Source organism: Psychrobacter sp. CX97 (assembly GCF_057396285.1).
In genome coordinates this window covers 102519-119185 of sequence record NZ_JBXYJE010000006.1, presented here as the reverse complement: position 1 = coordinate 119185, position 16667 = coordinate 102519, and the positions used below count along the sequence as shown (strand labels likewise).

The 16667-nt window shown below is 39.4% G+C and carries 7 protein-coding genes and 1 pseudogene; 2 read left to right on the top strand and 6 right to left on the bottom strand.

The window, feature by feature from the left end; translation table 11 throughout:
* Positions 1 to 591: 591 nt before the first annotated feature.
* Positions 592 to 5466 (top strand): NAD-glutamate dehydrogenase, encoded by a 4875-nt coding sequence (locus AC2SLL_RS06490; protein WP_486530871.1) that lies wholly within the window; start codon positions 592 to 594, stop codon positions 5464 to 5466.
* A 391-nt stretch (positions 5467 to 5857) separates the two neighbouring features.
* Here the strand turns inward: AC2SLL_RS06490 and AC2SLL_RS06485 are convergent, their stop codons facing one another.
* The 4 genes and pseudogenes from AC2SLL_RS06485 to AC2SLL_RS06470 all read right to left on the bottom strand — a co-directional run bounded on the left by AC2SLL_RS06485 (position 5858) and on the right by AC2SLL_RS06470 (position 13061).
* A complete protein-coding gene (locus tag AC2SLL_RS06485) occupies positions 5858 to 9928 on the bottom strand; it encodes an AAA family ATPase (RefSeq protein ID WP_486530870.1) in 4071 nt (1356 codons plus the stop codon).
* Positions 9929 to 10437: 509 nt separating this feature from the next.
* Positions 10438 to 11457, bottom strand: coding sequence for an alpha/beta fold hydrolase (locus AC2SLL_RS06480; RefSeq protein ID WP_486530869.1), 1020 nt, complete (start codon positions 11455 to 11457; stop codon positions 10438 to 10440).
* 14 nt (positions 11458 to 11471) lie between these two features.
* A pseudogene (locus AC2SLL_RS06475) lies at positions 11472 to 12311 on the bottom strand (ABC transporter six-transmembrane domain-containing protein).
* A 210-nt stretch (positions 12312 to 12521) separates the two neighbouring features.
* Positions 12522 to 13061, bottom strand: coding sequence for an REP-associated tyrosine transposase (locus AC2SLL_RS06470; protein ID WP_486530868.1), 540 nt, complete (start codon positions 13059 to 13061; stop codon positions 12522 to 12524).
* A gap of 407 nt (positions 13062 to 13468) precedes the next feature.
* Between AC2SLL_RS06470 and AC2SLL_RS06465 the strand changes: the two genes are divergently transcribed.
* Complete coding sequence (locus AC2SLL_RS06465; RefSeq protein ID WP_486530867.1) at positions 13469 to 13615, top strand: hypothetical protein; 147 nt, start codon at positions 13469 to 13471, stop codon at positions 13613 to 13615.
* A 30-nt stretch (positions 13616 to 13645) separates the two neighbouring features.
* Here AC2SLL_RS06465 and AC2SLL_RS06460 read toward each other — a convergent pair whose 3' ends face one another.
* Both AC2SLL_RS06460 and AC2SLL_RS06455 read right to left on the bottom strand, forming a co-directional pair.
* On the bottom strand, positions 13646 to 14836 hold the full coding sequence (locus tag AC2SLL_RS06460; protein WP_486530866.1) for a hypothetical protein: 1191 nt from the start codon (positions 14834 to 14836) through the stop codon (positions 13646 to 13648).
* A 50-nt stretch (positions 14837 to 14886) separates the two neighbouring features.
* Positions 14887 to 16542: an exonuclease SbcCD subunit D C-terminal domain-containing protein gene (locus AC2SLL_RS06455; RefSeq protein WP_486530865.1), complete on the bottom strand. Its 1656-nt coding sequence runs from the start codon at positions 16540 to 16542 to the stop codon at positions 14887 to 14889.
* Between the last annotated feature and the right edge of the window lie 125 nt (positions 16543 to 16667).

The window sequence follows — 16667 nt, the reverse complement described above, 5'->3', positions numbered from 1 at the left end:
TAGCAGTTAGTTTCTACTTTTACGTGTTATTATTTTTTGGGGTGATTACCAAGCCATCTATCTTATTGCTTTTTTTTGTTCAATCGCCTACTTATTATTATGATTGACTAGACGACTTATGAAACATTGTTAAACCCTTTAGTCTGAGAGCAACAGAAGGTAGAATTAGCATAGACAATGCATAACTAGCTGAATGATATCAATAGATAGGTTATATAAACGGTCAGAGTGTTCATAGTGGTTATCATAAACTTGTTTGCTTCACATATTTAATAGTCATTATGCGGGCTATTAAATATATATAATCCTAATACGTTTAATTCTTCTATCACAAAATCAGGGCTTGTTCTCACTGGAATTATAAGAACAAGCCCTCGTTTTGCAGTGATAGAAGTCTATGAGTTAGGATGAATTAATTTTGCCATGAAATAAGTGTAAAAAAGGCGATATAAAAAAGCAAGGTACACAAGATATAAGGGTAGATTATTAAATCGGATGAAAAACTGATTTTTATGAGCGAGATTTAGAGTCTTTAACGCATTGCCTTAGTGTCTAAAAATAATTTAAAACAAATAATATAAAGGGTTAAAAATGAAAAATAAGCATTCTCTAAGTAATGATCGTCTTAAAAATATAATAAATATTGCACAGGGATATGTCAGTAATGATAAAAACTTAGTAGAGGACTTTATCTCCGTATATTATCAAAATTTAGCACCACGAATGGCTGAAAAAGTATCAGATATAGATTTGGCGGGAATAGCGCTGCATCATTTTGTTTTATTAAAGTCTTATCAAGACAATCAGCCTGAGATTTGCTTATTTAATCCAAATGTCGAAGAGGAGCATTTCCATAGCCGTCACACGGTATTGCAACTGGTCGCTTATAATAGACCTTTTCTGGTAGAGACTTTATCAATGTGCATTGATGAGCTTGGGCTAGATGTGCATTGGATTCATAACAACATCATAGATGTTGATCGAGATGATCAAGGCGAGATTGTTTGTATTAAAGATGTACAAGATAGTGATACCCGCTATTTATCGGTCGTGCATTGTGAGATTGAGAATACTGATAGCGAGACAATGGAGGCTTTGAGAGAGCTATTAAAAGACAAAATATCGACTCTCGATACCATAGTTGGGGATTGGCAAGCTATGCGTAATAAGCTTAGCCATGTCAAAAATGAGTTAGACAAAAACCCTATTCCCGAGCTGTACCATAGTGCTGAGGAACTTAAGGCGTTCTTACAGTGGATTTTAGATGATCATTTTATATTTCTAGGGTTTAAAGAGTACCGTCTTGAAGGCGTTGAGCATTTACCAAAGCTAGATATTGATTCTGATACCGCTCTGTCTCCTGAAGTTGCACAAAGGATAGATCTCATCGCCGTTGGCAATAGTGGTTTAGGCCTGTTAAACGGAGATACTGAAGACAAACGTTCAAAAAGCTTCTCGCAGCTACCCGATAGTTTAAAGGTACTGATGACCGTACCTCGTGTTGTATTGTTATCTAAATCGAGTCAACTGTCTCCAATTCACCGTCCAGTTTATATGGATTTTCTGGGTATTCATAAATATGATGAGTCGGGACAGTTAATTGGTGAATACCGTTTTGTTGGTTTATTAACCTCACAAGCTTATCAATCAAGTGTGCAACAGATTCCTTTATTGCGTGAAAAATGCAAAAAAATTATGGAAATGGCAGATTTTCCATTAAATGGCTATAACTACCGTAAATACATGCACATCATTAATGCCTTGCCTCGAGATGATTTGTTTCAGGCAAGTACTGATGAGCTATATACCATTGTTACAGGCATAGCTCAGATTAAAGATAAAAAACGCTTGAGTTTGTTCTGCCGTGTGGACCATTATCAGCGCTTTGTGTCATGTTTGGTATATATTCCAAGTGACAAATTCAATACCGGAATGCGCCTGAAAATGCAACAAGCTTTGATTGATGCGTTTAACGGTTACTCAGCGAGGTTTACTACCGAATTTGATGAGTCTTATCATGCTCGGGTGCATGTGCATGTGCGTACTGAACCAGGCAATATTAATGCTGTAGATATAGATCATTTAGAAGATGAACTTAACGGGCTAATGGATGATTGGTCAGATCAGTATCAGCAGGTTATGGTTGAGACGCTTGGCGAAAAACAAGCCAATAGTTTACTAAAGCGTTATTTACAGAGTATTCCAGCCGCTTATAAAGAAACATTTGATGTCCGTACTGGCGCTACTGATATTAAAAGGCTGGCAAGACTCAGCAGCGATAATCCAATGATATGGAAAATCTATCAGTCTACAGGTGATGAGAAAAATCAGCTGCATTTAAAATTATACGGCTTAAATCATCCTGCCATCTTATCGAATATATTACCCATTTTAGAAGACTTTGGTGTGTCTGTTATCTCAGCTCAGACCTATGAGTTTGATGTGGCTGATCAACCGACTTGGTTGCAAGAATATGAGTTAACCCTTCGTCATGCTCAAACTATCAATTTAAAAGTGGTGCGTGAGCAGTTTGAGGACAGCTTGGCACAAATTTGGGCAGGTCGAGTTGAAAGTGACCCGCTTAATGAGTTGGTATTGGCTACCCGCTTAGATACTCATGAAGTTGTGGTTCTAAGAGCACTAATGCGTTATATTTTACAAGCAAAAGCGCCGTTCTCAAGCAACTACATTCAGCAAACTTTAGTGAAGCATGGTGATATTGCCGTGTTATTGGTTAAGTTGTTTGATACCCGAATGAATCCATCGATAGGCAATGATGACCGTAAAACTAAAGTCAGTGAACTTAAAGATCAACTTAAAAATGCACTATCAAAAGTTGAGAGCTTAGATGAAGATAGAATCTTGCAATGGTATCTTGATTTAATCAACGCTATGCTTCGTACCAACTTTTATCAGCGTGATAATGAGGGTAATCGTAAAGATAGACTGTCCTTTAAGTTTGCAGCCAGTAGGATACCCAACCTGCCCAAGCCAAAACCTATGTTTGAAATCTTTGTTTACTCTCCACGTGTTGAAGCGATACATCTGCGTGGTGGCAAAGTAGCAAGGGGCGGACTGCGTTGGTCAGATCGAATGGAAGACTTTCGTACGGAAGTCTTGGGCTTAGTGAAAGCTCAAATGGTTAAAAATGCGGTTATTGTACCGGTTGGTTCTAAAGGTGGTTTCATTGTTAAACAAAAGACACCAGCAGATGGTAGAGATGTTTTTCAAAAAGAAGGGATAGCCTGTTATCAGACTTTTTTAAGAGGAATGCTAGACATCACTGATAACCTAGTCGACGGTAAGGTAGTGCCTCCGAATAATACGGTGCGTCATGATGAGGATGACCCCTATTTGGTGGTAGCAGCGGATAAAGGTACCGCGAGCTTCTCTGATGTGGCTAATGCAGTAGCAGCTGAATATGGGTTTTGGTTAGATGATGCCTTTGCTTCAGGTGGTTCAGTCGGTTATGACCACAAAGCGATGGGTATCACCGCCCGCGGTGCTTGGGAGTCGGTAAAACGACACTTTAGAATGCTAGGCCGTGACATTCAGCATAAAGATGACTTTACGGTGGTGGGTATTGGTGATATGAGTGGAGATGTGTTTGGTAATGGTATGCTACTTTCTAAGTTCACTAAACTGCAAGCCGCCTTTAATCACCTGCATATTTTTATTGATCCCAATCCAGATTTACAGAACTCATACGCAGAGCGTGAACGCTTGTTTAACTTGCCCCGATCTACTTGGGATGATTACGACAAGTCCCTCATTAGCGAAGGTGGTGGGGTATTTTCTCGTCAAGATAAATCTATTCATATCTCAGCAGAGATGAAGTCTGCATTTGACATTGAAGACGATACCCTAACGCCAAATGAGCTGATAAATAAGCTGCTGAAAGCTCCAGTGGATTTGATTTGGAATGGCGGTATCGGTACGTATGTCAAATCCAGTGAAGAGAGCCATGCTGATGTGGGCGACCGAGCCAATGATGCCGTTAGGGTTAATGGTAAAGAAATCAGAGCCAAAGTCTTTGGGGAAGGGGGTAACTTAGGCTGTACCCAGCAAGGCCGTATTGAATATGCCCTATATGGGGGTCCAGAACAAAAAGGTGGGCAACTGTATACCGATGCTATTGACAACTCAGGTGGTGTTAATTGCTCAGATCATGAAGTGAATATAAAAATCTTATTGGGCAAGGTGGTTGAACAAGGTGATATGACCACCAAGCAGCGCAATGAGTTATTAAAAAGTATGACGGATGAGGTGGGAGACTTAGTCTTACGTCAAAATTATCTGCAGCCGCAGGCCATAGAGCTTAGCCATTTAAATGCTATGGATAATCTAACCGATCATAAGCGCATCATTAACTATTTAGAGTCCGAAGGCCGTTTGGACAGAGCCATTGAATTTTTGCCTACTAATGAGGTCATTGAGCAGCGCAGACGAACAGGAACTGGCATGACCCGTCCAGAGCTGTCAGTGATATTAGCGTATGGCAAAATGTGGGTTTATGATCAATTGTTAGCATCAGACTTACCAAATGATCCCTATTTTGTCAATGAGCTACGTAAATACTTCCCAGATGAGTTAGCAAATCGCTTTTTTGAAGAGATGACCCGTCACCGTTTACACCGTGAAATCATCAGTACCTATTTAACCAATAGTGTGGTGAACCGTCTGGGTATCGAAGCGATTTTCCGCCTATTTGAAGAGACCAATCAGTCCATTGCGACCATTATCCGAGCGTATGCGATTGCCAGAGATATTTTCCAAGTTACACAAAGCTGGAAAACGCTTGAAGCACTCGATAATCAGGTCGATGCCATCACCTTACTTGAGCTTGAGAATAGAATAAGAGACGTGCTAGAGCAAGGTATCGTCTGGTTAATCAATGCTTATGGCAGCGATTTAGAAGTGGCAAATACAGTTGATCGCTTCAAAAAAGGGGTAGAGGAATTGACCCAGCCTCAAGGCATCATTGCCACCCAGTTTGATGCAAATCTGGAGGGTGATATTGCAGATCTGAACTCGGTAGGCCTAGATCAAAGTAATTCTCAGACCTTTGCTATTCTGCCGTATGCCATCGATGCGTTAGATACCGTATTATTGGCAGAGCAATATGATTGCACGATTGATGCGGTAGCGAAGCTGTATTTCGAAGTGTATCAAAACCTGAATATCGACTGGTTGATGGATAAAGTAGAGCATCTACCTCAGCAAGATCATTGGGACAGACGTGCCCGATATGCGCTACTTAACGAGCTGTCACGCAGTATCAGACAGATGATGACCAAGTTGCTGTCAAAGGTTGAGCCTGAGCAAGCGTTACAACAGTGGCAAAATGCTCATGAGCAATCTATTGAGAGTATGGCTAATGAGATGGAAAATCTTGAAGGCACCACGGTTAGCTTGTCTGCTTTATCCGTCATGATTAGCGAGATTAATAAACTCATTAGTGAGTAGCGAGATGTTTTTTAGATTATGTAGCTAATCCTGCCATCCGCTACTATCTTGGTTTGCAAAGGGCGAACCGCTACGCTTTAACCCGTTCCTGCTTCGCGATAACGGTTTAAAGCAAGCGTATCAGCCCTTTGCTTTACCAAGTATATCCGCTACTGTCAGGGCTAAACCGCTCTACCTTTTCACGTGTAAGTCATCATTATAATGGGGAATATTAAACTGAAGGTAAAAATAGAGTTGGGGATGAGTTTTCGTTAAAATCCCCCTAAATCCCCCTTTGAAAAAAGGGGGACTTGCCACCCTTTTCAGTATTTTCCAATTGAGCAGCTAAAAGTACTGTTGATAATTCAGTTATTAATATTGCCGGCTATTAAGTTGAGATTGAGATATAAAGTTATGTTTTAACAGCATAACACCCTGCACCGCTAAGCTGACTATGACCACCCGATATCTTTTCGACCTTAATTTGAGTCAATATACGCTCTTTTAAGCTCTGTACGTGCGAGATAACCCCTATCAATTTGCCTTCTGCTTGCAGATTGGTCAAAGTATCAAGTGCAATATCGAGCGAGTCCTCATCAAGGGTGCCAAACCCTTCATCTAAAAATAGAGAATCAACACTGATATTTTGACTCGCCATTTTGGATAACCCAAGCGCCAACGCCAGACTAATTATAAAGCCTTCACCACCCGACAAATTCTTAGTACTACGAATCTCACCACCTTGATAGTCATCAATAACATTTAGCTCTAGCGGATTTTCCTCATCACGAGTAAGCAGATAACGGTCACTCATCTTTTTAAGCTGAGTATTGGCGTTACTAACCATGATTTGGAAGGTCAAACCTTGCGCAAAGGTGCGATATTTTTTACCACTTTCTGAGCCAATTAGCTCGCGTAAATTACGCCAAACTGCAAATGATTGTTGCTTCTGCTTAATTGCCTCAAGTTGTGCTTGTTGATTGGTTTTATTGACTTCATTGTCTTTAAGCTTTTGTTCAAGCGCACCAATTTGTTTATTAAGCTCTGATATTTCAACCTCTATTACTGAAAGTTTGGTCGTAAGCGTCGTCTTATCAGTTGCATCGCTTTGATCACCTTCACCAACCGCAATTAATGGATTCGCCAGTTTTTCTTCTAACTGTAGTTTGGTATCTGCAAGTCTATGCTCAGCAATTTTTAAATCACTGTCTATTTGTTGTTGTTGTCTGGCTAATACCTCACGAGTTTCACGTTCTAGCATGGCATCTTTAAACTCACTTTCATCGGCAAAATCATTATCTTTTAACAACCCATCAAACACAGTTTGTTGTTCGTCTAACTTTTCACTGGTTTCTGCTATTACTTTATCCAGTTTTAACCCTTGTTGCTTAAGTTGTTCAATACGCTGTTGGTTATCATTAAATGATTCTCTCACCTTAGATAACGTTAATCTGGCACTATCCATCGCCAAACGCAGGCGTTTATCAATGGCGTCTATATCTGCTACTTCATAAGCAGGAGCTTCTTTATTGCTGTTTTTAACATCAACACTGGGCACCTGAATATTAAGCTCACTATCCATTTTCTGATAGTGCGTTTGTCTAGTGCTCTGTAATGACTGTAGATTGTTTTTCAAATCATTAATAGCAGTAGATAAAGCATCCCGTTCACTTTGCAATTGTTCTAGCTGACCCTTTAAACCTTCAATTTTGGTAGTTAAATTACTAATGTCACTATTAAGCGACTGGCGAAGCTCGCGCTGTTGTTCATAAACTTTTTGCAGTCGTTGCATCCCTCGACAATATTCACGCAGGGGTTCTATATCCGTTTCAGGCTCTAGCTTCGTCAAAGTCTTTTTATCGGTTATTGAGTCACTTAATTGGCTTAATTCACTATCAAGCATTACCCACTTGTCGCTATCATCACTCTTATAAACGCTGGCTATGTCACGTATAGAGCGAATCAAACGCTCAATCTCCGTAATATTACCCTCAATATAACTGTCATCACTAGCAACTTGTTGATTACTCAGTTTAATCTCTGTTTCGATATCATTTATTTCTTTCGAAGCAGAGTGGGCGTTATCTTGCAGAGATTTAAGTGCCGTTTCGCTTTTGCTAATCTCCTGCATTAACGTATCGTTATCATCAAGCAAGGTATTCAACGCATCCTTGCGCGACGACAAATCTTGCATAACCTTTTGCAGCAGCGTCATTAAATCATCGGTAATCGCCTTAATCTTATCTAAATTTTCGTTTGTGACCTCATTAGTAGGTTTATCCAAAAATGAGTTTAAAGTCTTTTGCGAGTCATTGAGTTGCGTAACTAATGAATATTTATCAAAACTCTCTACAAGCTTAGGGCTAACGTTATTTAATCGTTGTTTAAAGGCCGCTATTTGTGAGGCATTATTCACGACTAATTTTGATGCTTGAGCTAACTGCTCACTTAACTGTTTTTGATAACCGTTCAGCTCATTTTTCGACGTTGCCAAATTAATTTTATCTTCAGCAATAAGCTTCTCAACATCCTTAATCTCAATCGATAATTCACCTAAACGGTTTTTAAGTTCAGAAATGGGAGAGTGCTTATCCAAACCATCCTGTGACGTGTTCTCTAACAACGGATGATTGCTCGCATAAGGATGCTCAAGCGAGCCACACAGCGGGCAAGGCTCATCGTGTTGCAACAAATCAATAAAATCTTCAAGCTTAGCGACTTGTTGTAATAGCTCTAAATTGGTCTTTTTATCCTCATACTCTGTATTCAGTCTATCTAGCGTCTGTTCATTCGTCTCAATACGCTGCTGAAACTTAACAATCTTAGCTTGACTACTCGGTAGTAAAGAAATAGACGCTTGCACTTGTGAGGTAAGCTCACTTAGCTGACTTAATTGCGCCCGCATATCATCAAGCTGTTTGCCACTTTGGTCGATATGGTTTAGTTGATGACGTAGCGATTGTACAGTTTGCCCTTGCAATAAGTTACGATGTTGTGCCTTTAAAGAGTCAACCTCTTGTTTTTTACGTTCAATTTGAGCATCCGCTTGTTGCTGGTTACTCTTGAGCGTTTCAAGTTTCTGCCTTAATTGCTCTAAGTCACTCAATGCCTGACTTCTATTTAACGCCTTATCCGCATTATTGCTTAACAAGCTTTTAATTTGCTTCCCAAGCTGATGAAAGGACTCAATATGACTGACAAGTTGCTCATGATGCGAGCGAGTAGCAAGATAATCGGTTGCTTGATCCAGCTGAGTCTGCAATTGTGCTTGATTAGTTTTAGACGTGTTTAAAGAAGCATTTAACGCATCAATATTGGTGGTTAATGTTTTATGGCGAGTCTGTTGGTCATGCAAACGCTGTTGAGTCTGCGAAATTTGACCATTGATTCCTCTTATGTCACTAATCAGAGGTTGTGCTCTCTCATACTGATCTGATGCCGTTTGCTCAGCTGATATGGCATGGTCTAAATCAGTCTTATTTTGGCTAAGTTGACCTTCAGCCTCGGTCAAATTCTTTTTACATTGATGCTGGTCTATTTTTACGTTGTCCAATTGCTGGCGATAAATCGCCAGTTGATTAAAGTCATTGCTAATCTCAAGCGCCTTGTTTGCCTTATCCAACCGCTCGGCATCCGCAGTAAATTCCAACTTTACCTTCTCAGCATTCTGCACATCTTGCTGATACTGATTTTGCTTAGCCTGCAAATCCGCAACCGCATCTAGCCACTTAATTTGTGTTTCAAACCCTGCCTGCGTGGCTTTCTTACTATCTAACTCACCACTCTTAGTGCCAATCGTTTCTCGATACTCCGCCTCGGTATCGGCATCTAAGAGCGATAAACTATTTGCCACCGCTTGCATCCGCTCCAACTCTTCCTTCTCGATACGAAACTTCTCATGCACGTTTTTAGAAATATCGGCATAAATCTGTGTACCGGTAATCTTCTCTAAAATATCAGCACGTTCATCCGCTTTCGCCTTCAAAAATGCCGAAAAACTGCCCTGCGCCAGTAAAATAGAACGGGTAAACTGCGAAAAATCCATCGACGTCAGTTCAATAATTTTCTTTTTCGTCAGCGAAGATTTTTCTTCTAATACTTTATCGCCCGCACTCGGATTATCAATATTTACCTCGGCGATCTCATGCGTCGCACTTTGCAAATTCCCATCAGACTTGCCATACGCTCGGCGTTGACCCCAACGGCAACGGTACTGAGCTCCGTTCAACTCAATCACCACTTCGGCATAGCATTCACCAGTCTGCCGTGTCATCACATCATTGGTTGAGGTAATCTCACCAAGGCGAGGGGTCGCCCCATACAGCGCCAAACAAATGGCATCCAAAATCGTGGTCTTACCTGCACCCGTCTGCCCCGTAATGGCAAAAATCCCTTCATTCACAAACGCCGAATCGCTAAAATCGATATGCCATTCGCCTTTAAGTGAGTTTAGGTTTTTGAGTCGTAGTTCGATTAGGCGCATGATAGTTTCTTAGAATTAATATTAGAAATAAGAAGTTAAAAGGGTGCTTTGAAGTTAATCAGGATTGGTAGCTCATCTCGCTTTTCGCTACTATCTGCACGATTGAGTGAGGCGAGTGGCTAAAGTTTGACGTGTCACCTGCTTCGCGCGCCACGCCAAAACCCAGCCTGAGGAGGGATAAAGCAAAGCACTGCTTTGCCCCGACGCAAGAGAAAATCTGCGATTTTCTGAAAGACTCACTCAACCGTACAGTATATCCGCTAAAATCGAGGCTAAACCGCTCCTCCGATGAAAGGTTATTGTTATTTTAAAAGGGTAATTGTTTTAGAGAGTGGGCGGTAGGGTGCGCCCAGCGCACCAATCACCATTGTGAATAAAAAGGTGCGTGGGACGCACCCTACGGGAACTAGAATTAGTTACACTCTAAAAATAATCACATTCTAAAACTTAGACAGGATAGTCAAATCTCGCTAGCTCTCAATTTAATAAACAATTGTAGTTCTAGGTATTCAATAGTTAATGACTTCATCCAAAAACCCTTTCACAATCCCTGCGGTCTCGACAGGTTTTTCAATCATCGGCATATGCCCTGCTTCCTTAATAACAGCTAGCTCACTATTAGGCAGATTATCATTAAACTTCTTAGCAACATCTAGGGGCAATAACGTGTCTTCAGCACCTTGCATGACCAGTACGGGGCAAGTTATTTTAGGCAAGCGAGGCAGTAAATCCATCTTGTCGTTTTGCGAAATAAGATATAAACCCTGCGGGAACATCAATAACTGCGCTTCACGGTTGCCGTCATAACGCAAGATACGCCCGAAGTGGTCTACATAGTCATCGGTTAATAAGTCTTTATTATAAGTCATACTATCGAGCGTGCTTTTGATGACCGCTGGGCCAATAAAGTTGCTCCCGAGCTTTTCATACCAAGCTAACTGGGTATATGAAGGACTAGCAGGGGTGACTAAGTCCGCATCGCTAAACAACGAGATATCATAGCCGTCTTCACCATTTGGTATACCTTCAGAATCTACCAAAATGAGGCTATCTACCTCACTAGGAAACTTAAGCGCCATCTCTAACGCAATACCGCCCCCGAAGGAATTACCAGCAACACTATAATGGTCTATACCCAACTTTTGCAATAATTGGTGTATTGCATCACGTTCAGTATAACGGTCATAGACATTTTTTGGATAAGTACCCGTTAAGCCATGTCCTAATAAGTCCATTGAAATAAGGCGATAATCATCCTTTAACGGTTCAATCCAGCCTTCCCAGTTGTGCAGTGACCCAAAGCCACCATGTACCATAACCAAAACGGGTGCATCAGGATTGCCCTCATCACGGTAGTGCATAGTTGCCCCTGCAAATTCACCGTCTAATGACATAAACTGGGACTGCTTATTAATATACTCGTCTGCAAGCTCGGCTTTGGTTAAATCGCCTTTATAAAAAATAGCAAAGATGATAATCACTGCAAGTACAACAAGGACGAGCAAGATTATTAAGATTTTTTTAAGCATGGTTGTCTCAATGTTTAGGCGTTAATTTGTTTTAAGCGAGTAGAGATTTCTTGCAAGCGCAAAAATTGCTGAACGTATAACGGCAACATGCCAGCACCTTCGGCAAACTGAAACACATACATCACCATTGCCATGACGGCTCCTGCTTGTATGGTTTGCCCGATGCCCACTGCTTCAATCACCGAAAATACAATTAACGCAATCATCCCGAGCCATATCACTCCAAAAATAACCGTCTCAAGGTCAGAGAGCTTGATATTCCAGCTCATAAGCTTGGTCATAAAACCTCGTACAGGCAGGGTATGACGGTTTTCTATAGCTACGACTTGTTCTTCCATCGCATTGTTATAGTGGTGGTTTAGCTTGGTGGTCAGCTTACCTGTGACAATAAATACCAGTATCATTAATGCCATTATCGCCAAGCAACCTAAAAAAATCTCAAAATCAAGAGCATATAAAATAATGACTGTGCCCACGAGACCAATCACACTGTTAATCAATTCGGGTAATTGATTTTCTAGAAACTCTACCAACTCTTTTAACATCGTGACGCGCGCATTAAGCGTGGAATTATTGGCGTCTGTATGTTGCTCAACAATCTAGGTGCTTAAATCAACATAGATTTTCGAATACACGCGGGTGTCATAAAACCGCCGTAACGTTCCCGAGATAACAACGCCAAGTCCTAAAAACCCTAAATACCAGACACCCGTACCCAGCCCCTTTAGCAAGCTATCAATCGCAAAACCAATGGTTAAAGGTAGCATGAGCATAGCACCTGCTTCGGCAAGCACCAGTATCAATGTAAGAATAATGCGCCATTGGTAACGTTTGAATATTGAAAAAAGGGTCATAAAGTCAACCTGTTATAGATGTTAATCGTTTTGCTAATTTATTAAATAAGGCTTTTTGATATTAATAATCACAGACTATGGAATGATTAATTAAAGTTAAAATAGTGCTTTTAAGGTTTGAATCTGGAACTAAATTTTAGCTAATAACCCACTACCTACCAGCAAGCGTAGGCTGGGCTTTTAGCCCAGCAAATAACTTTGAACTCAGCCTCAATCACAATCCGTAGCCAAACTATCCATAATACAATCGCATCCCCAATCAGCAGGATAACTACCATTTTTAATAAATTGATGAATGGTTGAATACTGCCAATCAGTTGGATTAGAAACATAGCCATGTTTAACAGGATTGAAATGTATATAATCTACATGGCGGTTATAATCTAAGTCATCCCTTATCTTATGTTCCCAAAATCGTCTCTGCCATATACCCCGTTCTTTTTTCATAGCTCTAGATTGAGATATAAACTCTTCGGCTGTTTTCGGTATCTGACGTGAAAAATTACCTTTTAGACCAGCTATAATCCTCGAAAAATTGGCACTATCTTGGGGCAACGTAATTATCATGTGAATGTGGTCGTGTAACACCACACAGGCATTAAGCTCAAAGGGTTGAGATTGCTTTATTTTCCTAAAGGCTTGTTTAAACTCATAGATGTGATTCGATAATAGGCTGGATCTTCTATCGTTCAAATTAATCGTGTAAAAATAACTACCGCCTTTGGTTTTGTCGCGTAGGTATGTTCTCAATAAAGACCTCTTTGATTAAATTGCTGGGCTAGAAGCCCAGCCTATGCCAACTGCGAGGTTAGTGTTTAAAATAGAAAGATAACTATCCAGTTAAATAATAAAAAATATTTAAATATAAATAACTAAATTGTTCAAATTTTGAACAAAAACTATTTTTTTGTGGCAGATTTATTTGATTGATTGAATTAATATTACTGCCGTAGGTAAGGGAGTGCACAAAACCATACCTACAATTAAATTATTTAAAATTCGTCAATTGGAGCAATAACTATGAAAATTTATCTTAACAATGGACAAGGTGCAGGATTCCCAAGTACAACTGGTAATCCTTCGGGTGGCGGGCGTGACAATAATCCACCTCGTAAATAAGTTAAAGAAATTAATACAATCGCAAAAGGATATTTATTATGAAAAGTAAAAATACGACTAAATCAAACCATCAAGCTGATATTTCAAATAATAATCAGGGAACTTCAGGTACAAACAAAACTTACGATCAAAACCAGGGCAATCGAGGTAAGCAACTTAACCCTAATCAAAAAAAGTCAAAGTAGTAACATATAATTTAGAGTAGTCAAATCAAGCTATTCCCTCAATGGGGTGGCTTGTTTTATTAAGAAATTAGACCACTCGATGCGATTATCTTTAATTGATGAATCTACTTTTTGTTCATAATAGTCAGTGATGGACTGCCATACATCATAATATTCTATATACAATTTGCAACCTTGGTTTTTTTTAGTTAGTTTATTTTCTTTATCAGCTTCGATATAAATGAGTTGAAAGTATGCATAAACAAACCATATCATACCTTCGAAACTTGGGGTAAGTCCTCCAAGATTATTCAGGTCCTCGGTTGTAATATAATCTACAAATGACTTTTGCCAGTTTTCTAATGTTTCATTAGGTTCGTTTTCAGGATGTTTCAAGAAACCTAGTAACCAATATAAGTCATCAAGGCTAGTCCATTTCCCCTCTTTCTTTCGCTTGATGAAGTCAATTAGCTTACCATCAGGATCCTCCGTATTCCAATCAATCTTACTATCTATTCCATATGTACTATTAGGCATTTCCTTCCTGGTTTTCCAATAACCTATAGTTTGTAATAATTCTATAAGAGTACGAGAAGGTATAGTAAAAGGAGTATTACTTTTCTTTATTGAAATATATCCATTTTGCTCTGAGTTGTATACCCATTTGTCAGGATCCAATTTATGCATAAATAACCAGCCAAAACTTATAGGCTTTATAAGTTCAGAATAACTATAAAAATGAATACAAGCATCAGGATGGGCTATAAAACTTAAAATCAAACAAGTATAAAAGTCATCAACTGACATAGTGTCTACTATATCGTTATTATAATAATTAAACTTAGTTTCCAAATAGTCCTTCACTTCGAAAATTATATTTTTATCAAACGGCTGATTTATATAGGCATCTACTACTTTTGCATACTCATATAGCTCAGTAAAATTTTCAGCACCAAGCGACTTTAATAGTAATTGATAAGGCTCTTTAGACATATTACCTGTAAGTAAATCAAAATCTGTGAAACTAAAATGTCTAGTATTTAGAGACGTCATTAAATCGTTGAAAATATTAGCTAATCCTATTTTTTGCCTAATGGATTCTTTAGATAGTTGTTTAAAACCTTTCATAATACTTTTTGAATCAGGAGATGCGTGCATCAATAGAGCAGTAGGTAGCATATTAATTGCGAACCTTATTTTTTCTGATTCATTATCTAGTAAGTTTATATTTCTGTCAGTCATGTTTTATCCTTATAAAGTTAAAAGGAAATGTATATAAATACTAGAATGAATTATAATTTCCCAGAGTTAACATCTTCCTGACTCGCCTCATGTAATATCTGCTGATAAGCATCCCGTAGCTCGTCCTTCTGTGACTCGGCGATTTCATGTACCGTCATACAGCGTTCAAACACTTCCATCACATTCAGGTCTTGTAGCGTCTCAGTGCTATTTTCCGACGTTAATACCTTATTATAATTATTAGTATTTTTTATTTTTAACGCTTTAAATGCGGTGCCTTCTAATAACGCCTGTACTTCCTCATTAAGATTACTAACGATTTCATTACCTTCATAGATAACTTCCAACCATATTACTTCATCTTTTGGTAGCGAGTTTATGGACTGCTCAATATGTGTCATATCTCCTTTAATCTGCATTAACTTTTGAAATGTAGGTATAGGAATGCTCATAATCTGCATCTGTTTATTTTGGTCATGGTAAACAAGCGCAGGCGAGTCGGTAACGTTTATATCAAAGCTATCTATATTAAAGCTATCTGTCTCAAAACTATCTACATTAGCTAGATCAGTTGTAATAATTTCAGTCGGGATTTCTTCAGACGATTTATGGGTATTATGTTGCTCGTTTTTACTTTCGTTAAATTCATCATCAAGATCTGCAAACAAATCATCAATAAATAGACTGTCTTGATTTTTAAGTTTAGGCTTAACCGATGTTTTTAAGGGTGTTTTTGAAGTTGATATTTCTGACGTAGATGTTTGTAAAATTGGTGTGATAGAGGTTTCATTAGGATTAGGTGTTAACTGTTGACTCTCATCAAAACGCTCATTTATAAAGTCACCAAACCGAATCAATAAAACTTGCTTTTGCTGGCGAGCCTCCCCAAAACCCATCGGAATCGGCGAACCACTATAACGAATGTGCTCACATCCACCGACACGTTGTGGTACATGCAAATGACCAAGCGCCACATAATCAAAACAGTCATCAAACATATCAGCCGATACATTACCCAAATTGCCCACATAAAGACTGCGTACCCCATCATCATCTGTGGTACGTCCACTAGAGGCAAACAGATGACCGGTAGCGATAATCGGAATATGACGTTGGTATTGTTCAGTAAGCTTATTTTGTTTGGCTTTGGCAATTTCTGCCACACCATCATAATGGGCTTTAATACCTTCAATGACTTTGCTGTCTTTATCACTATCAGATTCACCAGCTCGGCTACTGCGCACATCACGATCACGCAAATAAGGCACAGCAGTTATGATGCAACAGGGAGAGCCTTCGCTATCATTAAGGGTCAATACCTCGGCTTCTAAATCCTCACAAGCCGTTCCGACCACATGCACATTTAATGACTTTAATATATTGCTGGGCGCATCAAGAAAGGTAGGGGAGTCATGATTGCCCGCCACAATGACGATATGTTGACAGGTTGAAAGCGCAACCCGCCCCAAAAACTCATAATACAACGCCTGTGCTCGATTGCTCGGTGTCATAGTATCGAAGATATCACCTGCGACAATAAGAACATCGACTTGATAGCGGCTAATTGAGTCTTCTAACCACGCTAAAAAAGCCTCAAATTCCTCATAGCGCATCTGACCATATAATCGACGGCCCAGATGCCAATCTGAGGTGTGCAGTATGGTTAAAGGATTGGTTTCGGAAAGAGATTTATCTGAGTTCGCCATAGAGTTTGAGTTCGTCATTGAGGAAGGTACAACGCAATAAGGTTTGAAAAAGCAGTAAATTTAACAGCTAGACTGGTAACTGAAATATCATAACACAAATAATTTTAAGCGGGCTTCTGAGCAGC